This is a genomic window from Shinella yambaruensis (assembly GCF_050859155.1).
GTDB classification, from domain to species: domain Bacteria; phylum Pseudomonadota; class Alphaproteobacteria; order Rhizobiales; family Rhizobiaceae; genus Shinella; species Shinella yambaruensis.
Map to the genome: position 1 here is coordinate 1,272,853 of NZ_CP150638.1, position 22,198 is coordinate 1,295,050.

A 22,198-nucleotide genomic window follows, 5' to 3' on the forward strand; every position below is an offset into this window, starting at 1 on the left:
TTTTTTGATCTTTGGTCGAGCCTGCCGGGTAGGTGCTCGGCACTCCCGTGCTTTACGGGGCAGGCGCTCGCGTCACATCGGCGCGGGATAGAGCCGGTGGATGCGGCGGATGCCGTTCAGCACGTCGGGCGGGAGCGTGACCTCCGCCGCGCCGATATCCGTCTCCAACTGCTCCATCGTCGTCGCGCCGATGATGACGGAGGCCATGAAGGGCCGCGTCAGGCAGAAGGCGAGCGCCATCTGGGCGGGGTCGAGCCCGTGCTCCTTCGCAAGGTCCACGTAGGCGCGCACGGCCGGCTCCTGCAGCGGCTGGTAGCGGCCGCCGAGGTCGCCGTTCTTCGTCAGGCGCGAGCCTTCCGGCCGAGCGCCGTCGAGATATTTGCCGGTCAGGAGCCCCGCGGCGAGCGGCGAATAGGCGAGAAGGCCGATATCCTCGTGGTGCGAGACCTCGGCAAGGTCGAGGTCGTAGGCCCGGTAGAGCAGGTTGTATTCGTTCTGGATCGAGGCGACGCGGGGCAGGCCCTTTTCCTCGGCGCGCTTCAGGAACTGCATCGTGCCCCAGGCCGTCTCGTTGGAAAGCCCGAGTGCCCGCACCTTGCCGGCTTTGACGAGCTCACCGACGGTGTCGAGGGCCTCCGTCAGTTCGGCAGCGGCCTTCTCGCGATCCTGCTTCGACGGGTCGTAGCTCCAGGCATTGCGGAAATGATAGTGCCCGCGGTTCGGCCAGTGCAGCTGATAGAGGTCGACATAGTCGGTCTTCAGGCGCTGGAGGCTGCCGTCGATCGCCGAAAGGATGCCGGCGCGGCTCATCGGCGCGCCGCCGCGGATATAGGGGCGGCCGGGGCCGGCGACCTTGGTGGCGAGGACGACCCGGTCGCGGTTGCCGCGCGCCTGCAGCCAGGTCCCGATGAAGCGTTCGGTATCGCCGTAGGTCTCGGCGGAAAGCGGGGTCGTCGGGTAGAGTTCGGCCGTATCGATAAAGTTCACGCCCTGGGCGAACGCGTAGTCGAGCTGGTCGTGCGCGTCCTTCTCGCTGTTCTGCGAACCCCAGGTCATCGTGCCGAGGCAGATCTCCGACACGCTGATGCCGGTCCGGCCAAGCGGATTGTATTTCATGGGAGGAGAAATCCTGTTGTGGAAACGGCGCGACTGTAGGCGGCTTCCCGCGAAGCGCAAGACGGAAAGCGCCTTTTCCCTGTGCGAAGGCCTTGGAAATGCCGGCTTCGGGACGGCGGAGGCCCGGCGCACGCCTTGACTCGCCGTGCCGGAATGTGAATGGAAAAGAAAACATGAGACGGGAGAGACCTCTATGAGCGTAGCATTCACCTTCCCCGGCCAGGGCAGCCAGGCCGTCGGCATGGGCAAGGATCTCGCCGAAACCTTTCCGGAGGCGCGCGCCGTTTTCGCGGAGGTCGACGAGGCCCTCGGCCAGAAGCTTTCCGCCATCATGTTCGAGGGGCCGGAAGAGACGCTGACGCTGACGGCGAACGCCCAGCCGGCGCTGATGGCCGTGTCGATCGCCGTCATGCGCGTGCTCGAGGCGCGCGGCCTGTCGCTGAAGGACCAGGTCTCCTATGTTGCCGGCCATTCGCTCGGCGAATATTCGGCGCTCTGTGCCGCCGGGACCTTCTCGCTGGCCGATACCGCGCGGCTCCTGCGCATCCGCGGCAACGCCATGCAGTCCGCCGTGCCGGTGGGCGAGGGCGCCATGGCCGCCATCATCGGCCTGGAACAGGCGGATGTCGAAGCCATCTGCAAGGAAGCCTCCACCGGCGGCAGCTGCCAGATCGCCAACGACAATGGCGGCGGCCAGCTCGTCATCTCCGGCTCCAAGCCGGCCGTCGAGGTCGCCGCGCGGCTCGCCACGGAAAAGGGCGCCAAGCGCGCGCTGATGCTCACCGTCTCCGCTCCCTTCCATTCCGCCCTGATGGGCCCGGCCGCCGACGCCATGCGCGAGGCGCTGGCAGGCGTTTCGGCGAAGGCGCCGGTCGTGCCGGTCGTTGCCAATGTCCGCGCCGCGCCGGTGAGCGACCCCGACGAGATCGTCCGCCTGCTCGTCGAGCAGGTCACCGGCCAGGTGCGCTGGCGCGAGACGGTCGAATGGTTCGCCGCAAACAACGTCACCACGCTCTATGAAGTCGGCTCCGGCAAGGTGCTGACCGGCCTTGCCCGCCGCATCGACAAGTCCGTCACCGGCATCGCCATCAACACGCCCGCCGATATCGACAGCGCGCTTGCGGCGCTGATCGGCTGATCTGGGGGCGAATAGGGAGTAGCGAATAGCGAATAGAAAAAGCTGACGCTACGATTGCTCTTCCCTATTCGCTACTCCCTATTCGCTATTTGCTCCAGAAGAGGACCACCCCATGTTTGATCTTTCCGGCCGCAAGGCTCTCGTTACCGGCGCTTCCGGCGGCATCGGCGAGGAGATCGCCCGCATCCTCCATGCCCAGGGCGCCACCGTCGGCCTGCACGGCACGCGCGTCGAGAAGCTGGAAACGCTGGCCAATGAACTCGGCGAGCGCGTCCATATCTTCCCGGCCAACCTTTCCGACCGCGCCGAGGTCAAGGCGCTCGGCGAGAAGGCCGAGGCCGAGCTCGGCGGCGTCGACATCCTCGTCAACAATGCCGGCATCACCAAGGACGGCCTGTTCGTGCGCATGAGCGACGACGACTGGGATGCGGTTCTGGAAGTCAACCTCACGGCCGTCTTCCGCCTGACGCGCGAGCTCACCCACCCGATGATGCGCCGCCGCTACGGCCGCATCATCAACATCACCTCCGTCGTCGGCGTCACCGGCAATCCGGGCCAGGCGAACTACTGCGCCTCCAAGGCCGGCATGATCGGCTTCACCAAGTCGCTGGCACAGGAGATCGCGACGCGCAACGTCACCGTCAACTGCGTCGCCCCCGGTTTCATCGAAAGCGCCATGACCGGCAAGCTGAACGACAAGCAGAAGGAGGCGATCATGGGCGCCATCCCGATGAAGCGCATGGGCACCGGCGCGGAAGTCGCCTCCGCCGTCGCCTATCTCGCCTCGTCGGAAGCCTCCTACATGACGGGCCAGACGCTGCATGTGAACGGCGGCATGGCGATGATCTGACGAAGGCCAGGTGCCCGGCCCAAGTGTCCGGCGTTGCAGCATGAATAGCATGTTGACCGCTGGCGTACCGGGCATTTTCGGACTTTGCGGCAGACTTAAACCGTGTTAATCGGGCCATGACTGTCAGCAGTCGACCGGTAAATGCCAGAGCGATCGGGCGGTATGCAACAATATCGCCGATGCCGCATTGCCAGTTGAATGGCCCGGTTGAAGGGATTGCCGGATGTGTTCTTGAGGCACATCGGGCGTGTTGAGTGTCCGGTGCCGTGACAGGCGCCGATCAAAAACAAAGGTCGAGGAATCCGACATGAGCGATATCGCAGAACGCGTAAAGAAAATTGTCATTGATCATCTGGGCGTTGACGCCGAAAAGGTCAGCGAAGGCGCAAGCTTCATCGATGATCTTGGCGCGGACTCGCTCGACACCGTCGAACTGGTCATGGCGTTCGAAGAAGAATTCGGCGTCGAGATCCCGGACGATGCCGCCGACTCGATCCTGACGGTCGGCGACGCCGTCAAGTTCATCGAGAAGGCCCAGGCCTGATCTGATTTCCGGCGGGCCGCCTTCGGGCGGCCCGTCCCGGTCCCGGCGGGACCACACCTCCTCCTGGAGCAATAGACATAGAATACATAAGGGTGGATCACGGACGATGAGGCGTGTCGTTATCACGGGTACCGGCATGGTATCCCCGCTTGGCTGTGGCACCGAAGTTACCTGGAGCCGGCTTCTCGAAGGCCGCAGCGGTGCCGCCAGGGTAACCACCTTCGAGGTCGAGGACCTTCCCGCAAAGATCGCCTGCTCCATTCCGCTCGGCGATGGTTCCGACGGCACATACAATGCCGACCAGTGGATGGAGCCCAAGGAACAGCGCAAGGTCGATCCCTTCATCGTCTATGCCGTCGCCGCGGCCGACATGGCGCTGGCCGATGCCGGCTGGCACCCGAAGACCGACGAGGACCAGATCGCCACCGGCGTGCTCATCGGCTCCGGCATCGGCGGTTTGGAGGGCATCGTCGAAGCCGGCTATACGCTGCGCGACAAGGGCCCGCGCCGCGTTTCGCCCTTCTTCATTCCCGGCCGCCTGATCAACCTCGCCTCCGGCCAGGTCTCCATCAAGCACAAGCTGCGCGGCCCGAACCATTCCGTCGTCACGGCCTGTTCGACGGGCGCGCACGCCATCGGCGATGCCAGCCGTCTGATCGCGCTCGGCGATGCCGACGTCATGGTGGCGGGCGGCGCCGAATCGCCGATCTGCCGCATCGCGCTTGCCGGCTTCTCCGCCTGCAAGGCGCTCTCCACCGCCCGCAACGACGACCCGACCGCCGCCTCGCGCCCCTATGATCGCGACCGCGACGGCTTCGTCATGGGCGAGGGCGCCGGCATCGTCATCCTGGAGGAGCTGGAGCACGCCAAGGCGCGCGGCGCGAAGATCTATGCGGAAGTGGTCGGCTACGGCCTTTCCGGCGACGCCTATCACATCACCGCCCCGTCCGAGGACGGCGACGGCGCCTATCGCTGCATGCAGATGGCGCTGAAGCGCGCCGGCATCCCGGCGAGCGAACTCGACTACATCAACGCGCACGGCACCTCCACCATGGCCGATACGATCGAGCTCGGCGCGGTGGAGCGTCTTGTCGGCAATGCCGCCCCGCGCATTTCCATGTCGTCCACCAAGTCGGCGATCGGCCATCTCCTGGGGGCGGCCGGTGCGGTCGAGGCGATCTTCACCGCGCTGGCGATCCGTGACAATATCGCCCCGCCGACGCTGAACCTCGACAATCCCGACGTCGAGACGGCGATCGACCTGGTGCCGCACAAGGCCCGCAAGCGCGAGATCAACGTGGCGCTGTCCAATTCGTTCGGCTTCGGCGGAACGAACGCATCGCTGGTTCTCAAGCGCTACGCCTGACCATCCTGCCGCCGGCAAGCCCCCTCATCCGCCTGCCGGCACCTTCTCCCCGCGGGGAGAAGGGGAGAACCGAAACGTCGCATCCTCCCTCCCTTCTCCCCCGCGGGGAGACGGTGGCCCGAAGGGCCGGATGAGGGGGGAGGCCCGGATCATCGATATGCAGCGGGTCATCCCGCTTTTGCCGTATTGCTCTGATCGATAGCATCGAGCAATGCCCGAACATGAGGACAGTCCGTGAGCGACACGAACGAACCCGGCGAGACGCAGTTTGGCCGCGGCGAGGCCTCCGGCCAGTCGCGCATCATCCCCAAATCCGCCAGCGAGGCCCTTCGGCCGGAGCAGGTGCCGCAGCCGCCGAGCCGCAGGCGCTCGCGCAAGGCGCGCAGCCAGATCGTCATCTTCCTGAATTTCGTCATGACCGTGGTCGTCTTCGCGACGATCATCGGCATCGGCATCTTCTACTACGGCGTGAAGAGCTATGAGGAGCCCGGCCCGCTGACGGCCAACACGAACTTCATCGTGCGCGCCGGCGCCGGCACGAACGAGATCGCCGCCAATCTCGAGCGCAACAACATCATCACCGACAGCCGCGTCTTCCGCGTGCTCTCGCGCATCTATCTCGACGGCGAGACGCTGAAGGCCGGCGAATACGAGATCAAGGCCGGCGCGACGATGCGCGAGATCGTCGAGCTCCTGAAATCCGGCAAGTCGATCCTCTACAGCGTCTCCGTGCCGGAGGGGCTGACGGTCAAGCAGGTCTTCAAGCGCCTGCAGGACGATCCCGTGCTCGAAGGCGACCTGCCGGCGGACCTGCCGGTCGAGGGCTCGCTGATGCCCGATACCTACAAGTTCTCGCGCGGCACCAAGCGCGCCGATATCCTCCACCAGATGCAGGACGCGCAGAAGGCGCTGATCGACCAGATATGGGAGCGCCGCGACGACGATCTGCCGATCGCCACGCGCGAGGAATTCGTCACGCTCGCCTCGATCGTCGAGAAGGAGACGGGCCGGGCCGACGAGCGGCCGCGCGTCGCCTCGGTCTTCCTCAACCGCCTGGACAAGGGCATGCGCCTGCAATCCGACCCGACGATCATCTACGGCATCTTCGGTGGCGACGGCAAACCGGCCAACCGCCCGATTTTCCAGTCGGATCTGGAAAAGCAGACGCCGTTCAACACCTATATCATCAAGGGCCTGCCGCCGACGCCGATCGCCAATCCGGGCCGGGCCGCCCTGGAGGCGGTCGCCAACCCCTCGCGCACGCCGGACCTCTACTTCGTCGCCGACGGCACCGGCGGCCATGTCTTCGCCGAGACGCTCGAGGAGCACAACCAGAACGTCCGCCGCTGGCGCAAGCTGGAGGCGGAGAAGGCGGCCGAGGCCGCGAAAGAGGCGGAAGCCGCGGGGTCGCAGTAGGAACGCCCGCCATTCCCTGCAAAAGGCCCCGGCATTTCCGGGGCCTTTTGCTTTTCAAGAGGCTTCTGCCCGGCTTATCCTCACCTTTGATGTGGATCGCGCACCGTTCCAGGCGCTGCCCCGTTCCCAACCCCGTGAAACTGCTCCACTTTGGGGGACGGTTTTGCGCGCCTGCCGCGCGTTTCGGCTGCCCCGCCTTCCGGTTCGACCTGCCGTCGCCGGGCGCCACTGGAGGACGACATGACATTGCAATCGATGACCGGTTTTGCGCGGGTCGAGGGAACCAGCGGGCGTACGCGCTGGGCGTGGGAGCTGCGCTCGGTCAACGGCAAGGGCCTGGACATCAGGCTGCGGCTGCCGCCCGGCTTCGAGGCGCTGGAGGGCGACGTGCGGCGCCTTGCCGGCGAAACGCTTGCGCGCGGCAATCTCCAGATCGGGCTTTCCGTGAGTGTCAGCGAGGCGCAGGTCGAGGCGGTGGTGAACCAGGGCGCGCTTGCTGCCGTGCTGGCGCTGCGCGAACAGCTGGCCGGCATGGTCGATCCGGCGCCGCTCAAGCTCGACACGCTGCTTGCCGTGCGCGGCGTCGTCGATTTCCGCGAGGCGGACGAGAGCGAGGCCGAGCGCGCGGCGCGCGACGCCGATATCCGCGCGGGGCTGTCCGAGGCGATCCGCTGTCTTGCCGAGATGCGCCGCAAGGAGGGGGTGGCGCTCGCCGGGGTGCTGCTCGGCCAGGTCGCCCGCATCGAGGCGCTGACGGCAACCGTCGAGGCCGATCCCTCACGCAGCGTCTTCGCCATTGCCGAGCGGCTTTCCGCGCAGGTCGCCATGCTCCTGCAGGGAACGACGGCGCTCGACCGCGACCGCCTGCACCAGGAAGCGGCGCTGATCGCCACCAAGGCGGATCTGCGCGAGGAGATCGACCGGCTGAAGGCGCATGTCACGGCGGCGCGCGAGCTGATCGCCGAAGGCGGGCCGATCGGCCGCAAGCTCGATTTTCTCGCACAGGAATTTAACCGGGAATCGAATACGATCTGTTCCAAGTCGAACGCCGCTGCTGTAACGGCTGCGGGTATCGAATTGAAGGTCGTCATCGACCAGTTCAGGGAACAGGTCCAGAATCTGGAGTAGGCCATGGCCGAGCCGTCGAAGCATATCCATATCGAACGCCGCGGGCTCATGCTCGTCATCTCCTCGCCGTCGGGCGCCGGCAAGTCGACCATCGCCCGCAACCTCCTGGAGGCCGATCCCGGCCTCAGCCTGTCGGTCAGCGTCACCACGCGCCAGCGCCGGGCGAGCGAGATCGCCGGCCGCCACTACCACTTCATCAACCACAAGGAATTCGAGCGGCTGCGCGACAGCGAAGCGCTGCTCGAGTGGGCCGAGGTGCACGGCAATTTCTACGGCACGCCGCGCGAGCCGGTGGAAGAGGCGATGTCCGCCGGCCGCGACATGCTGTTCGACATCGACTGGCAGGGCGCCCAGCAGCTGCAGGAGAAGATGCCGGCCGACGTCGTCTCGATCTTCATCCTGCCGCCGTCGATGACCGAATTGCAGTCGCGCCTGCATCGCCGCGCCGAGGATACGGAGGAGGTCATCCAGACGCGCCTTGCCAATTCCCGCGCCGAGATCGAGCACTGGCGGGAATACGACTATGTCATCCTCAACGACGACCTCTCCGTCGCCTTCGACGCCGTGCAGAGCATCGTCAAGGCCGAACGCCTGCGCCGCGACCGGCGGCACGGGCTGTTCGAGTTCGTGACGAAGCTGGTGACGGAGAAGCCGGTTCTTTAGGCGTTCGTCCGCATCCTCTTTACGTGAAATTGCCCCTCACCCTAACCCTCTCCCCGCAGGCGGGGAGAGGGGACTTGCCCCACGAACGGGTCTTGTTTGGGGAAACTGGAGCGGCATATCTCCTTCGCCCCGCCTGCGGGGAGAAGGTGGCCGGCAGGCCGGATGAGGGGCTGGTCCTAAACCTTACAACGCGTTCGCCAGCCGCACGAACTCTTCCACGCTCAGCGTCTCCGCCCGCCGCTGCGGATCGATCTCCGCGCGCGCCAGCAGCGCCTCGCCGCCGAGCGACTTGACGCTCTGGCGCAGCATCTTGCGGCGCTGGCCGAAGGCGGCGTGGGTAACGCGCTCCAGCGCGGCGACGTCGCAGGGCAAGGGGTTTGCCACCGGCTCCAGATGCACGACGGACGAGGTGACCTTCGGGGGCGGCGTGAAGGCCTGGGGCGGCACGTCGAAGGCCATGCGGGCATGGCTGCGCCAGCCCGCGAGCACGCCGAGCCGGCCGTAGTGGTCGTCATTCTCCTCCGCCACGATGCGCAGGCCCACCTCGCGCTGGAACATCAGCGTCAGCGTGTCCCAGAAGGGCGGCCAGGCCTTCGGCAGCAGCCAGTTGACGAGAAGCTGCGTGCCGACATTGTAGGGCAGGTTGGCGATGATGCGCACCGGCTCGCCCGGTGCCAGCGCCTCGAAATCCGTCTTCAGCGCATCCCCTTCGATAACCGTCAGGCGGCCCGGATAATGCTCCGAAATCTCCGCCAGCGCCGGCAGGCAGCGCGCGTCGCGCTCGATGGCGATCACCCGCTTGGCGCCGAGCGCCAGGATGGCGCGCGTCAGGCCGCCCGGTCCGGGGCCGACCTCGATCACCGTATGGCCCTCGACCGGGCCGGCGGTGCGGGCGATCTTCTGGGTGAGGTTGAGGTCGAGCAGGAAGTTCTGGCCGAGCGCCTTCTTCGCGTCGAGCCCGTGGCGCTGGATGACGTCGCGGAGCGGCGGCAGCCCGTCGAGTGCGGCCATCAGGCGGTCTCCTTTGCGGCCCGCTCATGCCGGGCAAGGTCGTGGGCAAGACGGAGGGCGGCAAGCAGACTGTCGGGCCTGGCGACGCCCTTGCCGGCAAGCGAAAAGGCCGTGCCGTGGTCCGGCGAGGTGCGGATGAAGGGCAGGCCTAGCGTGGCATTGACGGAATCGTCGAAGCCGAGCGCCTTGGCGGGGATCAGCGCCTGGTCGTGATACATGCAGAGCGCCACGTCATAGGTGGCGCGGGCGGCATCGTGGAACATCGTGTCGGCCGGCAGCGGACCGACCGCGTCGATGCCGGCTGCCTTGAGCCGCTCCACGGCCGGGCGCACGACGGCGTCGTCCTCCAGACCCAGCGCACCGCCTTCGCCGGCATGCGGGTTGAGCCCGGCAAGGGCGAGGCGCGGGCGGGCGATGCCGAAGCGCTGGCGCAGGTCCCGTTCGGTGATGGTGGCCGTCTCCACGATCAGCTCTTCCGTCAGCACCTCCGGCACGTCCTTCAAGGGGATGTGAATGGTGACGGGCACGCTGCGCAGCTTCGGCCCGGCCAGCAGCATGACGGGCAAAGCCTGCCTGCCCGTCGCCCGGGCGGCGAGGTCGGCGAGGAACTCCGTGTGGCCGGGAAAGCCGAAGCCGGCATCGTAGAGCACGGCCTTGGCGATCGGGTTCGTCACCACGGCGGCGGTGCGGTCGGCGAATGTCAGCGCGACCGCGGTCTCGATCGCGCCGGTGATGGCGGCGGCGTTGCGGGAATCGGGTGAACCGGCCAAGGTCGGCACGGCGCAATCGCACGAAAGCACCGGCAGGGCGTCCGGGAAGAGGGCGGCCGCCGTCTCCGGCTCCGCTGCCGCGACGGGAACATCGAGCCCGAGGGCGACGGCGCGCGCGCGCAATACTGCGGCATCGCCGATGAAGAGGAAGGGCGGCAGGGAGAGCGTCTTGCGGGCCGACCACAGGGCGAGCGTGATATCCGGCCCGATCCCCGCCGGGTCGCCCATGGTGAGCGCCAGCGGGGGAAAACTTGTCGTCGTCATGGGACCCTGCCGTCAGCGGGTTGGAAGGGGAAAACGTCCCGGCCGCGGTGCCCATGGGCGGGCGCGGGCCGCGGTTCCGGCATCAGCGTTCGGTGATCGTCGCCTTCTTGCGCAGTTCGGCGAGGTACTTCTGGCTGTTCGCGTCGCCCTCGTTGCCCTTGGCCTTGCTGAGGTCCTCGGCGCGGAAGACCATCTCGGCCGCCACGTCGTCGTTGACCTCGCGCTTCTTGCAGATGGCGAGATATTCGACGCCGCGTTCGGTGACGCGCGTGCCCGTCGTCATGCCGTTCGCCTTCTCGATAAGCGGCTTCCAGTCCTCCGGCATTTCCGGCGCCAGCACGCGGCCGAGGTCGCGGATCGAGACGTCGCGCATGGTGGCGGCGAAGACCTTGGCCTGTTCGCAGCCGGGGAACTTCGAGCGCGAGGCCTCCGCCTCCTGCTTGCGCTTGCCGAGAATGGCGTTGCGGCGCTTCTCCGGCACGACGAAAATGACCTGCTTGAGGAAATATTCGGTGGTGACCGGCTTCTTGCCGCCGTTCTCCTGCATGCGCTGGACCAGCGTCTTGCTGTCCTTGGCGGCGCCGTAGCGGGCGTTGACGACGCGCGGCCAGCTCATCTGGATGGCGATGTACTGCTTGAAGTGGTCCGAACCGACGCCGGCGCGGCTCAGGATCTCGCCGAGCTGCTGGGGCGACATCTTGTTGGAGGCGGCAAAGCGGGCATAGGCGGCATCCACCTCGGCGCTGCTGACGGACATCTTGAGGCGCAGGATTTCCCCACGCTTCAGCACTTCGTCGATCATCTGCTCGCGGGCCTTGGCACGCAGGTTGCCGCCGGCGCGCTGCAGGCGAAGGAAGGCGGCGCGGCGCTCGATCTCGCCGGAGGTCACCGGCGTGTTGTTGACGACGGCCACGATCCCGCTTGCGGCCTGGACCGTGCCGGCCGGAGCCGCGATCGTCGCCGCAGCGGCAAGCGCCACGCCCATCATCATGGAGCGAACCAGAGAGTGTCTGCCCGTCATGCCAGTCCCTTTCCCAAACCCATTTCGCGCGCGCCGGTGTCGTTCGTGCGGGAATGCCGTCCCTGCAGGCGGCATTCATCGGCGGGCGTTTCTCCCGGATGTGCATAATACATGCGGCCAAACGATGACAAGAGCGAGGCAGCGCTTACTCGAAGCCGGTCAGCGTCGTGTCGCCGACATTGATGTCGCCGAGCGTGCGGAACATCAGCCGCGCGCCGATCGACCAGTCGTTCGCCGTCGTGCGGGATTTGTCGCGTGTCTGCTCGTAGACGATCGAGAAGACCGTGTCGCGGTCGTCGTAGGAAAAGCCGATGCCGTTGCGCGAGAGGCTCTGGCTGTTGATGTCGTAGGTCAATGACCCGAACACCGACCAGTAGTCTTCGAACTTGAAGGCCGCGGCGCTCTGGATTTCGCTGGCGTCCCTCTCCAGGCCGTAGGCCGGTTGCGCGGCGATGCGGGTATAGGTGATCTCGGTCTCGAAACGGGCGCCGTCGAAGCGCACCGAGGTGTCGGCGCGGCGCAGCGACAGGTCGTCCTTGTCGAGGCGGGCGCTGTGGGCGAGCGACAGGCCGTTCGGCAGGTCGATGCCGGCCATGCCGACATAATCGGAGGAGTCCGTCTCCAGGCCCGAATTGGCGCCGGCATTGACGAGGTCGGGCGTCGCGAAGGAGTTCACGCCGCCGAGATGGAAGGACTGGCCGATGATCGAGCGCAGGCGCAGGCCGTTGTCGAATGTGCCGGTATAGCGCAGGCCCAGATTGGCGCGCGAACCGCCCTCGATCCGGTCGAAGCCGGAGAACTTGTCGCGTTCGAAAAGGTTGGTGGCGTCGAAGACGAAGCTCTGGGCGTCCTCGTTCGGCAGGCCGCCTGCATGGTCCTCGTCCGGGCGCAGGTAGATCTGCGCGATCGGCTCGAAGAGATGGGTGCTGTAGTCGGTCGTCGCGAGGATCGGGTAGCGCGCCTCGAGCCCGGCGGTCAGCATCGCGCGGGTCGTGCTGTTGTCGTCCACGTAGTTGCCGGCATAGCCGGGGCCGGGATTGCTCATGTCGAGGCGGTGGATATCGCCGCGCGCCGCCAGAAGAGGGGTCAACACGAGGCCGCCGGGCACGATGAGCTGGCGCCGCCATTCGACTTCGCTGGTCAGCCGCGTCGTGCCCCCGGCAAGGCCGCGGAACCGCTCGTTGCCGCGCACGCTGTAGACATCGGCAAGGTCGCGCTCGACATTGGTGATGTTCGTGGTGATCGAGAGTTCGCCGCCGAGCACGGGCTGCGGCACGATATATTCGTGGTCGAGCGTCTGGGCGATCGCCTGCTTGCGCTCCAGCCGGTCCTGCGGGTCCGCGTCCTGCACGTCGAAATAGAAGGAGCGCAGGTCGAAGACGTTCCGGTCGCCAAGGCCCGTCAGGTAGATCTGGTTGACATGGATGCGGTCTTCCAGGCCGTCGAGGTCATAGGTGCGCGAGAAGTTGTTGTCGGTCTGCGCCATGACATCCCAGCCGAACGCCCAGCGGGGATTGATCCTGAAGCGGCCCTCGGAGGCGACCATGCCGCGGAAGTCGTCGCGCCGGTCGCTCGTGCCGGCCGTGAAGACGCTCGGGTTCCACTGGTCGATGCCGGCGGCGCGCAGGGTGATCTGGCCGTTGTGGAAGCGTTTGCGGAACTCGCCCTCGACGAGGAAACCCTGGCGGGTCAAGACGGTCGGCGAGAGCGTCGCGTCCATGTCCGGCGCGATCGCGAAATAATAGGGCGTCGTGATGCCGAGGCCGAGCTTCTGCTCGTAGCTGAACTGCGGGAAGAGGAAGCCGCTCTTGCGCTTGACCGTATGGTCCGGCACCTCCAGCACGGGAATGTAGGCGATCGGCCTGCCGAACATCTCGAAGCGGGCGCGTTCGAGGCGGATCGTCTTCGTGCGGCCGTTCTGCACGACGCGCTCGGCCTTGATCTGCCAGAGCGAGCGGTGCGTCGGGTTGGTGGCGCAGGGCGTGCAGGCGGTATAGACGGCGTGGTTGAGGATCATCTCCTCGCCGTTGACGCGCTCGCCGCTGGTCGCCGCCAGCTTGGTGAGGTCCGTGGTCTCGATGCGCAGCGCATTAACGAAACCGTTGGCGAAATCGTCCGACAGGTCCATCTCGTCGGCATAGACGCGGTTGCCCGTCGGCTCGATGAGCTCGATATTGCCATGCGCCGTCAGCCGGCCGGTGTTCTGGTTGTATTCCACCTGGCGGGCGACGAGCTTGTAGCCGCCATAGTTGATCTGCACCGCGCCGCGGGCGATCACCTTCTCCGTGTCATTGTTGTAGATGAGCTCGTTGGCCGCCAGCAGGAGCTTGGCATCGTCCGGGATCTTCGGCTCCATCGACTGGATATCGGGTGCCTGCGCCCGGGCGGGGAGCGTGGAGGCGGACACGATGGCACAGATGGCCGCACCTGCAAGCAGGGCGGCTCTCGACCACCTGTTCATTTTGCGGTCGCCTGCCGCCACTAGCCGTCCTCCTGATGCAGAAGAATCGTCGCACCCAAGGACATTGCGACGACCACGGGGAGCCAGGCCGCAACGAACGGAGGAACAACACCGCTGCTTCCGAATGCCTTCACAAGCACGGTGACGACATAAAGCATGAAGCCCGACAGGATTCCACCCAGAATCACCGCACGCGATTGATTAAACCGGCTAAATTTTAATGATACACAGGCTGCGATCAGCGTCATGGCAACCAGAAGCAGCGGCAGCGACAGCAGGGAATGGAACTGCGTTTCCATCGCATCCGTCGGGAAACCGAAGGATTTTGCCGCCTCGATCTTCCGTCCAAGGCTCAAAAACGGAATGGATTCAGGCTTTTCGAGGCTCTCCTGGACGAATTCCCGTTTCAGGTTGGTACGAAGCTGTACCTCATCGAGACGGACCGGCAGTTCGCCGTTGCGCGTCTCGTGTACGTTCTTAAGCAACCAGTAACCATCTTCCAAGGTTGCCGAATCGGCATCCTGACGCAGCACGATGCGGCCGTCGGGATCGAAGTGGATGACGGTGACGTTCGCAAGGCGCGTGCCGCCGTCGAGAACGGCCTTGGCGCCGATGATCGCCTGGTCGTTGCCGTGGATCTGGCGCAGCCACGGCACGGCGGTCTCGGCGCGCGCGGCATTGCTGGCGCCCCAGCCCGCTTCCAGCTCCCCCGCCTTCTTGGCGCCCCAGGCGGCGATCGGGTTGATGGCGAGCACGGCCATGACGCCGAACAGGAAGGCGCCGATGACGAAGGGGCGCAGGAACTGCCAGACGGAGATGCCGGCTGCGCGCGTGACGACCAGCTCGTAGCGCCGGTTCAGCGAGATCAGCGCCGCCATGCCGGCAAAGAGCGCCACGAAAGGTACGGTCTGCATGAGGATCATCGGTATGCGCAGCGCCGTGACGATGAGGCCGCTCGTCAGCGTGTACCCCGGCAGCACGCCGACCCGGTTCGACATCTCGCTGAAATCGATGATGAAGATCAGCGAGAAGATGCCGAGCAGGAACCAGATGGTGGTGGTGATGTAGCGGCGGAAGAAATAGAAGCCGAGCGTGGGGATCATGGCTGGCCGCTCCCGCCGGTGGAGGTCGAGCCCATCCGGGTGAGGCGCGCGAGCCCGCGCTCGCGCAGGTCCGTCAGCCGCTCGCCCAGCGTCGCGGGAATGTCGAGGCTCTTGTTGCGCCGCAGGTAGCGGATCGCCAGCGCCGCCGTGATGATGGGAATGAGATACATGATCGGGATGTAATAGCCGGAATCTTCCGCATTGTTCGACGCGTAGAAGCTGGCCCAGCGCACGAAGAGCGCGGTCACCAGCGCCGTGATCATCGGATGCACGCGCGCCTCGCGATGCGAGCGGGCATCGCCGCTGACCACGAGCGCGATAAGGCCGAAGACCGCCGGGAAGAGCCATTCGGTGAAGCGGCGGTGGATCTCGGCCGTGAAGGCCCCGGGGTTCTTCTTGTATTGCGGATCGTTGGGGTCTGGATCGAAGAGATAGATGAGGTCGCGATCCTTGGCCCGCACGTTGGATTTGCCGACGCTTTGGGTGAGGTCGGCAAGGTCGAAGGCGTAGGAATCGAACTTGATGATCGAAACGTTGCCGTCCGGCAGCTTGCGGTGCACCTCGCCGTCCTTCATGACGAGCGCCGAGCTGTTCTCGTCCACCGCGCCCTCGCGGGCATAGTAGACGAGCTCGAAGCGCGGATCGCGCGTATCGGCGACGAAGAGGCCGGAGAGCACGCCGCCATTGCGCCGCTCGGCCACCTGCACGTAGAGGCCGTCGGTGATCTTGCGGAAGGTGTTCTCCTGCACGACGGAGGAGAGCATGTCGGCATGGGCCGTCGCGATCATCTTGCGCACGGCGGTGCGCGAATAGGGTTCGATGAAATTGTCGACGGCGAAGGAGACGAGGCTCATCGCCACGGCGAGGATCATCACCGGGCGGATGATCGTCATGCGCGAGGCGCCGGCCGAGTTCAGCACGGTCAGCTCCGAATCGGAGTTCATGACGGTCAGCGTCTGCGATACGCCGATGACGAACGCGAAGGGCAGGATGATCGGGATCACCGAAGGCAGGATCAGCGTTGCGAGCTTCAGGAAGGCGAAGATCGACTGGCCGCTGTCGGTGACGAGGTTGATGCTGCCGAGCGCCTGCGTGACCCAGACGATACCGAGCAGGGGAACGAGCGTGGCGACGAACATGAGCGACGCCCGCCGCAGGATATAGCGCTCGATCAGTTTCATCGTTTCGTCCGCGTTTGCGACAAATGGCTCCGGTCTCGTGCAGGGGCACCCGTCGGAGCGGCCAGGGGCATATAAGGTTTCCGCAGGCCGATGCCATAGGCCGGAGTCTCACCGGCCAAGGAAAATTTATGGCGAACAAGCATGCCCGACCATCTGTAAACAAGGTGTCGCATCTTGCCAAGCGCCGCAAAAGCGACAAGGAATTGATGAGATTGGCGGCCTTCCGGACGGGCGGCAGGCCCGCCGGCATTACATTCGGAGTAGGTCATGGCTTCCAGATTCGACATCGGTTTCGCAAAGACGGCGCGCGCTTCGGGCGGCCTTGCGGTTCTCCTGCAGATTGCCGGCCAGGCGGCGGCCGGTCTTGGCGAGGTCGATCCGGAAGGTGTCGTCGCCCGTGCCGCCGATGTCGCGAAGTTCACCGGCAAGGCCCTGAAGACGCTCGACGTTCTGGCGCCGCACGGGGCGCCGGTCGACCGCATCCTCGTGCTCGGCCTCGGCGAGGCGGAAAAGCTTGGTCCCCACGACTGGCTGAAGGCCGGCGGCGCCGCTGCCGCCAGGATCGGCCGCGCGGAGAAGGCGACGGTCTATCTCGACGCGCCGGGCGTAACGGTGACGGCGAAGAACGCCGCCGACTTCGCCCTCGGCATGCAGCTCGGCGCCTACAGCTTCGACACCTACAAGACGAAGAAGGACGAGGACGACGAGGCGAAGAACGGCAAGGCCGTGAAGGTGACGATCGTCACCGCCGTCGCCAGCGCCGCCAAGAAGGCGAACGAGGTGTCCGATGCCGTCGCCGAGGGCGTGATTCTCGCCCGCAACCTCGTCAACGAGCCGGCCAACGTGCTCGGCCCGGTCGAATTCGCCGACAAGGCCAAGGCGCTCGAAAAGCTCGGCGTCGAGGTGGACATCCTCACCGAGCGCGAGATGAAGAAGCTCGGCATGGCCGCGCTGCTCGGCGTCGCGCAGGGTTCGGTGCGCCCGCCGCGCCTGGCGGTCATGCACTGGAAGGGCGGCAAGGACAAGGACCGGCCGATCGCCTTCATCGGCAAGGGCGTCGTCTTCGATACGGGCGGCATCTCCATCAAGCCGGCCGCCGGCATGGAGGACATGAAGGGCGACATGGGCGGGGCGGCCGCCGTCATCGGCCTGATGCACACGCTCGCCGCCCGCAAGGCGAAGGCGAATGTCGTCGGCATCCTCGGCCTTGTGGAAAACATGCCCGACGGCAACGCCCAGCGTCCCGGCGATATCGTCAAGTCGATGTCCGGCCAGACGATCGAGGTCATCAACACCGATGCCGAAGGCCGCCTCGTGCTGTGCGACGCGCTCTGGTACTGCAACGAGACGTTCAAGCCGCAGTTCATGGTGAACCTCGCGACGCTGACCGGCGCGATCATGGTCGCGCTCGGCAGCCATCATGCCGGCCTCTTCTCCAACGACGACACGCTTGCCGCGCGCCTCACCGCCGCCGGCCTTTCGACGAACGAGCGCCTGTGGCGCATGCCGCTCGGCCGCGAATACGACAAGATGATCGACAGCAAGTTCGCCGACATGAAGAACACCGGCGGACGCTATGCCGGCTCGATCACCGCCGCGCAGTTCCTGCACCGCTTCGTCAAGGACACGCCCTGGGCGCATCTCGACATCGCCGGCACGGCCATGGGCTCGCCGACGGACGAGATCAACCAGTCCTGGGGTTCCGGCTTCGGCGTGCGCCTGCTGGATGAGCTGGTGCGCGCGAACTATGAAGGGTGAGGAGAGGGTGAGCGAGGTCCTCTTCTACCACCTGACCGAATCGAAGCTGGAGGACGCGCTGCCGCCGCTCCTCGACAAGAGCCTCGAGCGCGGCTGGCGCGTTGTCGTGCAGGCCGGCGACGCGGAGCGGCGCGATGCGCTCGACACGCATCTGTGGACCTTCCGCGAGGACAGCTTTCTGCCGCACGGCACCGACGAGCAGGCCTTTCCGGCCGAACAGCCGGTGCTGCTGACGACCGCCGCCGACAATGCGAACGGCGCGACGGTGCGCTTCCTCGTCGCCGGCGCCGAGCCGCCGCCGCTCGAGGCCTATGAGCGCGTCATCTTCATGTTCGACGGCTACGACCAGGCCGAGGTGGAGACGGCGCGCGCGCACTGGAAACGCCTGAAAGGCGAGGGGCACCAGCTCACCTACTGGCAGCAGAACAGCGACGGACGCTGGATGAAGAAGGCTTAGGAGTGCCGAGGGGCGCCCCTCACCCTAACCCTCTCCCCGCAAGCGGGGAGAGGGGACTTGCCCCACGAAGCGGCAAGGATTGAGGAAACCGGCACGGCATATCCCTTCTCCCCGCTTGCGGGGAGAAGGTCGCGGCAGCGGGATGAGGGGCGACCTCTGCCTCAATCGTAGAACGCCTCGACGAACTTCCGCCGCCCAAGCATGAAGGCGTCGGCGACGTGGCGCAGCGGCGCGAGGTCGACGTCGGACTTTCCGGCCTTCACCAGATCGGCGAAGTGCTTGTAGAGCATCGGATATTCCTGCTCAGGCTCCTCGTGCACCAGCTTGCCGTCGATGGAGAGCTTCGCACCGCCCTCCGACAGAACCATCTCGCCGGCATCGGTCTCAGCGACGATGTCCCAGCTCTGCTTGCCGGTCTGCCGCCAGTCGAACTCGGCGGCAAGGTCGAGGCCCCTGGCATCGGTGAAGGTCATCGTTGCGGCGATCGGCGCGTCGCGGTTCTCCGGGAATTCCAGCGTGGCGGCGGTGAGGAAGACCGGGCGCGGCAGGATATGGGTGACGATGGACAGCGCGTTGATGCCCGGGTCGAAGACGCCGAGGCCGCCCGCCTGCCAGATCCACTCCTGGTTCGGATGCCAATGGCGCACGTCTTCCTTCCAGATCACCCGCATGGAGCGGATCGTCGTGCCGGCGAGGAAGGCCTTCGCCGCTTCCACCGCCGGGGCATAGCGCGAATGCCAGCTGGCGAAGAGCGTGAGGCCCCTGGCGGCGGCGAGCGATTCGAGGTCGGCGACCTCGGACAGCGTCGCGCCCGGCGGCTTTTCCAGGAAGACGTGCTTGCCGGCCGACAGCGCCTTTTCGGCCGCCTCGTAGCGATATTGCGGCGGCATGCAGAGCGACACGGCCTCGATGGCGGGAACGGCGGCCAGCATCGCGTCGATCGACGTGAAATTGTCGATGCCGTCGACCGTACCGTGGCGGCTCGCCGCGGCGATCAGCCTGTAGTCGCCGTTCTTCGCGACGGCCGGAAGATGCTGGTCGCGCACGATCTTGCCGACGCCGACGATTGCGAGTTTGATCGGGGACATGGCTCCGCCCTCATTTGTATGATGATTTGGCACTGTTGTAGCAGAACCGCCGGTTGGGGCAAGGGTGCCGGCGCGCGCATATCTGCCTATCGATTGTGCAATGCGGCCGAAGCCGTATTCGCCTTTCGTCTAATGCAGGCTCTCAGGCCGGGAAAACCGGGCCGCGGACTTGAAACGAGCCTTGAAATCGGCACTCTGCCTGTGCTTGGCACCAAAGCAATAACATACCAAGCGGGGAGGAGTTCTCATGAAAGCGCTGCTGGCCTTCAGCCGGCTCATCGACGTGATCACGGAAAATATCGGGAAGGCCGTCGGCTGGCTGATCCTGATCGCCGTGCTCGTCAGTGCCGGAAATGCCGTCGTCCGAAAGGTCTTCAACACATCGTCCAACGCCTGGCTCGAGGCACAATGGTATCTGTTCGGCGGCGCCTTCATGCTCGCCGCCGCCTATACGCTGGCGCAGAACGAGCATATCCGCATCGACGTGGTCTACGGCAAGTTCTCGCGCAGGGTGCAGCACTGGATCGACCTCATCGGCCATTGCCTCTTCCTGATGCCCTTCGTGCTGCTGATGGTCTACTTCCTCGTTCCCTATGTCCTGATGTCGTTCCGCTCGGGCGAGGGCTCTTCCAGCGCCGGCGGCCTGATCGTCTGGCCGGCCAAGGCCATCCTGTTGGCCGGCTTCGTCCTTCTGGCCTTCCAAGGCGTTTCCGAGATCATCAAGAAGATCGCCATCATGCGCGGCGATATGGAGGACCCGACGCCCTACGTGCCGACGCACGCGCCGCTCGATTCGGTCATCGCAGAGGAGAAGGGCGCATGATCGAATTCATCGCGGAAAACCTTGCGCCGATCATGTTCATCCCACATTCTCCAAGTAAGTCGCTGATTTCGCTGTCGTAATCGTGATATTTCGCATATAAATCATGGCGTTGACGGCTGCGAGGGGCGCGTTTCATGGATCACCTGGAGGGTGCGGGCTTGGCGCGGGGAGATCGGGTTGATTTCGACCGCCGTGTGCGTCTGGAGTTCCGTGGTGCGCAGATCAGTTCAGACGGTGGCCTGCTGGTGATGCGCGAGCTTGATGACGTGCTCGGCCTGTCCAATCTGGCGTCGGAGGCGCTGCGAGACAGCCGCACCGGGAAGAACACGCTCCATCGGCTTGACGGATTGTTCCGGCAATCGGTGTTCGGACGACTGGCCGGATACGAGGATGTGAACGATGCCGACCGCTTGGCCCTCGATCCCGTGATGCGTCAGGTCGTTGGCGGCAGGGCCGTCGAGGCGCAAGCTGCTTCGGCATCGCAGATGGGACGGTTCGAGACCGAGACGCTGGCTCTGGCCGCGAACCGGGCGGCGCTGGCCGATCTGAACGGCCAATGGATCGACCGGTTTCATGACCGCAACGGGTTGAAATACATCGTGCTGGACATGGACAGCTCGGTCAGCCCCACCCACGGCGATCAGGAAGGTGCTGCCTGGAACGGGCATTTCGACTGCACCTGCTATCACCCCATCTTCTTGTTCAACCAGTTTGGCATGCTGGAGCGCTGCGCCCTGCGTAACGGCAATGTCCACAGCGCCGATGGCTGGCGGGATGTCCTTGATCCCGTCATTGCCCGATATGCTGGCCGCGACCTTGGTGGACGCTTCTTCCGGGCCGACGCTGCCTACGCGATCCCCGCGATCTATATGCGGCTGGAAGAAGCCAGGTTCTTCTACGCCATCCGTCTGCCCGCCAACGCCGTCTTGCGCGAGAAGATCGCGCATCGGCTGACACGGCCCGTGGGACGGCCTTCGCTGACCAAGGTCAAACGGTTCTTCGAGGACTTCGAGTATCAGGCGGCGTCCTGGGACAAGCCGCGCCGCGTCATCGCCAAGATCGAATGGCATCCGGGCGAGCTGTTCCCCAAAGTCGGCTTCATCGTCACCAACCTGCCGATGGAGCCAGACTGGGTGGTGAGGTTCTACAACCAGCGCGGCACCGCAGAGCAGCACATCAAGGAAGGCAAATATGCCTTTCGCTGGACGCGGCTGTCATGCCGGAAGTTCCGGCACAACGAGGTGCGGCTGCAACTGCACGCGCTGGCCTACAACCTGGCAACCTTCCTGCGCTGCATCGAACTGCCCGAGGCCATGGCGGACTGGTCGTTGACCAGCCTGCAACTCAAGCTGATCAAGATCGGCGCCCGCGTCGTCCGCCACGCCCGCGCCATTACCTTCCAGTTGGCCGAGGTCGCCGTCACCGGCCCGATGGTGCGGGCCGTCCTTGCCGCCATCCGCCGTCTTCGAACGCCTCCGTCATGCGCATGACCACGATCCATGCCCAAGCTGAACGAAAGCGGCAGGACAGGTCCGTCTGCCGCGCGGAAAAGCGGCTCTGCCGGGCCAGAATGCTGCGGGTTCGAGGCTTGATCCACCCGACTTCGGCCGTTTGCGCGACGACAGACACCGCTCGGGGCGAAAAACGCTTGCCCAGCGAGCAAAATCAGGCGATCTTGAAGTCAAGCGGCAGGCCACTTGGGGAATGTCGGCTACAAGGCCTATGGCGGGGAAGCGGCGAACTTCACGCTGGTCGACACCGGCTCGGCCGCCGGCCTCGACGGCTCGATCGCGAAGGCCTACGAGCGCAAGGAAGGCTGGGTCGGCTACTACTGGGCGCCGACGGCCCTTCTCGGCAAGTACGAGATGGTGAAGCTCGAGCACGGCGTGCCCTATGACGCCGCCGAGTGGAAGCGCTGCAACACGGTCGCCGATTGCCCGGACCCGAAGAAGAACGACTGGCCGAAGGACAAGGTCCAGACGCTGGTGACCAAGACCTTCTCCGACCGCGCCGGCGCCGATGTCATGGGCTATCTCAATT

The 22,198-nt window shown here is 65.6% G+C and carries 19 protein-coding genes and 1 pseudogene; 12 read left to right on the plus strand and 8 right to left on the minus strand.

From position 1 onward, the window contains the following. Positions 1–72: 72 nt before the first annotated feature. Positions 73–1,116 (minus strand): aldo/keto reductase, encoded by a 1,044-nt coding sequence (locus WMC41_RS06260; protein WP_432347334.1) that lies wholly within the window; start codon positions 1,114–1,116, stop codon positions 73–75. 193 nt (positions 1,117–1,309) lie between these two features. Between WMC41_RS06260 and fabD the strand changes: the two genes are divergently transcribed. From fabD to gmk, 7 genes are all read left to right on the plus strand, one after another. After that, on the plus strand, positions 1,310–2,254 hold the full coding sequence (gene fabD / locus WMC41_RS06265) for an ACP S-malonyltransferase (protein ID WP_432347335.1): 945 nt from the start codon (positions 1,310–1,312) through the stop codon (positions 2,252–2,254). A gap of 112 nt (positions 2,255–2,366) precedes the next feature. Then, positions 2,367–3,104 carry a 3-oxoacyl-[acyl-carrier-protein] reductase gene (fabG, locus tag WMC41_RS06270; protein WP_244765977.1) on the plus strand — a complete coding sequence of 246 codons (738 nt, stop codon included), beginning with the start codon at positions 2,367–2,369 and terminating at the stop codon, positions 3,102–3,104. A gap of 307 nt (positions 3,105–3,411) precedes the next feature. Then, positions 3,412–3,648, plus strand: a complete 237-nt coding sequence (locus tag WMC41_RS06275; RefSeq protein ID WP_003531676.1) for an acyl carrier protein — start codon at positions 3,412–3,414, stop codon at positions 3,646–3,648. Between the two features lie 106 nt (positions 3,649–3,754). Beyond that, positions 3,755–5,014 carry a beta-ketoacyl-ACP synthase II gene (gene fabF / locus WMC41_RS06280; RefSeq protein ID WP_432347336.1) on the plus strand — a complete coding sequence of 420 codons (1,260 nt, stop codon included), beginning with the start codon at positions 3,755–3,757 and terminating at the stop codon, positions 5,012–5,014. A 234-nt stretch (positions 5,015–5,248) separates the two neighbouring features. Beyond that, positions 5,249–6,430 carry an endolytic transglycosylase MltG gene (mltG, locus tag WMC41_RS06285; RefSeq protein ID WP_244765975.1) on the plus strand — a complete coding sequence of 394 codons (1,182 nt, stop codon included), beginning with the start codon at positions 5,249–5,251 and terminating at the stop codon, positions 6,428–6,430. Positions 6,431–6,670: 240 nt separating this feature from the next. Next, complete coding sequence (locus tag WMC41_RS06290) at positions 6,671–7,558, plus strand: YicC/YloC family endoribonuclease (RefSeq protein ID WP_432347337.1); 888 nt, start codon at positions 6,671–6,673, stop codon at positions 7,556–7,558. Between the two features lie 3 nt (positions 7,559–7,561). Next, positions 7,562–8,221: a guanylate kinase gene (gene gmk / locus WMC41_RS06295; RefSeq protein ID WP_244765973.1), complete on the plus strand. Its 660-nt coding sequence runs from the start codon at positions 7,562–7,564 to the stop codon at positions 8,219–8,221. Positions 8,222–8,404: 183 nt separating this feature from the next. Here gmk and rsmA read toward each other — a convergent pair whose 3' ends face one another. The 6 genes from rsmA to lptF all read right to left on the minus strand — a co-directional run bounded on the left by rsmA (position 8,405) and on the right by lptF (position 16,032). Next, positions 8,405–9,232, minus strand: a complete 828-nt coding sequence (gene rsmA / locus WMC41_RS06300) for a 16S rRNA (adenine(1518)-N(6)/adenine(1519)-N(6))-dimethyltransferase RsmA (RefSeq protein WP_432347338.1) — start codon at positions 9,230–9,232, stop codon at positions 8,405–8,407. Then, positions 9,232–10,266, minus strand: coding sequence for a 4-hydroxythreonine-4-phosphate dehydrogenase PdxA (gene pdxA / locus WMC41_RS06305; RefSeq protein ID WP_432347339.1), 1,035 nt, complete (start codon positions 10,264–10,266; stop codon positions 9,232–9,234). Before pdxA ends, rsmA begins: the two co-directional genes overlap by 1 nt. An 82-nt stretch (positions 10,267–10,348) precedes the next feature. Beyond that, positions 10,349–11,287 (minus strand): SurA N-terminal domain-containing protein, encoded by a 939-nt coding sequence (locus tag WMC41_RS06310; protein ID WP_432347340.1) that lies wholly within the window; start codon positions 11,285–11,287, stop codon positions 10,349–10,351. Between the two features lie 145 nt (positions 11,288–11,432). After that, the gene (locus WMC41_RS06315; RefSeq protein ID WP_432347342.1) at positions 11,433–13,769 is read right to left on the minus strand and encodes an LPS-assembly protein LptD; all 2,337 of its coding nucleotides are present in this window, start codon (positions 13,767–13,769) and stop codon (positions 11,433–11,435) included. Then, the gene (lptG, locus tag WMC41_RS06320) at positions 13,769–14,851 is read right to left on the minus strand and encodes an LPS export ABC transporter permease LptG (protein ID WP_272804985.1); all 1,083 of its coding nucleotides are present in this window, start codon (positions 14,849–14,851) and stop codon (positions 13,769–13,771) included. The genes WMC41_RS06315 and lptG overlap by 1 nt, the downstream gene beginning before the upstream one ends. Then, the gene (gene lptF, locus WMC41_RS06325) at positions 14,848–16,032 is read right to left on the minus strand and encodes an LPS export ABC transporter permease LptF (RefSeq protein ID WP_244765967.1); all 1,185 of its coding nucleotides are present in this window, start codon (positions 16,030–16,032) and stop codon (positions 14,848–14,850) included. Before lptF ends, lptG begins: the two co-directional genes overlap by 4 nt. A 267-nt stretch (positions 16,033–16,299) precedes the next feature. Between lptF and WMC41_RS06330 the strand changes: the two genes are divergently transcribed. After that, the gene (locus WMC41_RS06330; RefSeq protein WP_432347343.1) at positions 16,300–17,790 is read left to right on the plus strand and encodes a leucyl aminopeptidase; all 1,491 of its coding nucleotides are present in this window, start codon (positions 16,300–16,302) and stop codon (positions 17,788–17,790) included. 7 nt (positions 17,791–17,797) lie between these two features. Continuing rightward, a complete protein-coding gene (locus WMC41_RS06335) occupies positions 17,798–18,247 on the plus strand; it encodes a DNA polymerase III subunit chi (protein WP_288081741.1) in 450 nt (149 codons plus the stop codon). A 161-nt stretch (positions 18,248–18,408) separates the two neighbouring features. On the opposite strand, the gene WMC41_RS06340 is transcribed toward WMC41_RS06335, so the two are convergent. Further along, complete coding sequence (locus WMC41_RS06340; RefSeq protein WP_432347344.1) at positions 18,409–19,335, minus strand: Gfo/Idh/MocA family protein; 927 nt, start codon at positions 19,333–19,335, stop codon at positions 18,409–18,411. Between the two features lie 247 nt (positions 19,336–19,582). Between WMC41_RS06340 and WMC41_RS06345 the strand changes: the two genes are divergently transcribed. The 3 genes and pseudogenes from WMC41_RS06345 to WMC41_RS06355 form a co-directional block, all read left to right on the plus strand. Then, complete coding sequence (locus tag WMC41_RS06345) at positions 19,583–20,158, plus strand: TRAP transporter small permease subunit (RefSeq protein WP_272804990.1); 576 nt, start codon at positions 19,583–19,585, stop codon at positions 20,156–20,158. 134 nt (positions 20,159–20,292) lie between these two features. Next, positions 20,293–21,648 (plus strand): IS1380-like element ISPme1 family transposase, encoded by a 1,356-nt coding sequence (locus tag WMC41_RS06350; RefSeq protein WP_012112698.1) that lies wholly within the window; start codon positions 20,293–20,295, stop codon positions 21,646–21,648. Between the two features lie 246 nt (positions 21,649–21,894). Next, positions 21,895–22,194: pseudogene (locus WMC41_RS06355) on the plus strand (glycine betaine ABC transporter substrate-binding protein); the annotation flags it as partial. Positions 22,195–22,198 lie beyond the last annotated feature (4 nt).

Excerpts from the sequence above, each read along its gene's own strand:
- WMC41_RS06330 (WP_432347343.1), top strand. The coding sequence starts at position 16,300 with ATGGCTTCCAGATTCGACATCGGTTTCGCAAAGACGGCGCGCGCTTCG.
- fabD (WP_432347335.1), top strand. The coding sequence starts at position 1,310 with ATGAGCGTAGCATTCACCTTCCCCGGCCAGGGCAGCCAGGCCGTCGGC.
- gmk (WP_244765973.1), top strand. The coding sequence starts at position 7,562 with ATGGCCGAGCCGTCGAAGCATATCCATATCGAACGCCGCGGGCTCATG.
- lptF (WP_244765967.1), bottom strand. The coding sequence starts at position 16,032 with ATGAAACTGATCGAGCGCTATATCCTGCGGCGGGCGTCGCTCATGTTC.
- WMC41_RS06340 (WP_432347344.1), bottom strand. The coding sequence starts at position 19,335 with ATGTCCCCGATCAAACTCGCAATCGTCGGCGTCGGCAAGATCGTGCGC.
- fabG (WP_244765977.1), top strand. The coding sequence starts at position 2,367 with ATGTTTGATCTTTCCGGCCGCAAGGCTCTCGTTACCGGCGCTTCCGGC.
- WMC41_RS06350 (WP_012112698.1), top strand. The coding sequence starts at position 20,293 with ATGGATCACCTGGAGGGTGCGGGCTTGGCGCGGGGAGATCGGGTTGAT.
- lptG (WP_272804985.1), bottom strand. The coding sequence starts at position 14,851 with ATGATCCCCACGCTCGGCTTCTATTTCTTCCGCCGCTACATCACCACC.
- WMC41_RS06345 (WP_272804990.1), top strand. The coding sequence starts at position 19,583 with ATGAAAGCGCTGCTGGCCTTCAGCCGGCTCATCGACGTGATCACGGAA.
- WMC41_RS06290 (WP_432347337.1), top strand. The coding sequence starts at position 6,671 with ATGACATTGCAATCGATGACCGGTTTTGCGCGGGTCGAGGGAACCAGC.
- WMC41_RS06260 (WP_432347334.1), bottom strand. The coding sequence starts at position 1,116 with ATGAAATACAATCCGCTTGGCCGGACCGGCATCAGCGTGTCGGAGATC.
- rsmA (WP_432347338.1), bottom strand. The coding sequence starts at position 9,232 with ATGGCCGCACTCGACGGGCTGCCGCCGCTCCGCGACGTCATCCAGCGC.
- fabF (WP_432347336.1), top strand. The coding sequence starts at position 3,755 with ATGAGGCGTGTCGTTATCACGGGTACCGGCATGGTATCCCCGCTTGGC.
- pdxA (WP_432347339.1), bottom strand. The coding sequence starts at position 10,266 with ATGACGACGACAAGTTTTCCCCCGCTGGCGCTCACCATGGGCGACCCG.
- WMC41_RS06310 (WP_432347340.1), bottom strand. The coding sequence starts at position 11,287 with ATGACGGGCAGACACTCTCTGGTTCGCTCCATGATGATGGGCGTGGCG.
- WMC41_RS06275 (WP_003531676.1), top strand. The coding sequence starts at position 3,412 with ATGAGCGATATCGCAGAACGCGTAAAGAAAATTGTCATTGATCATCTG.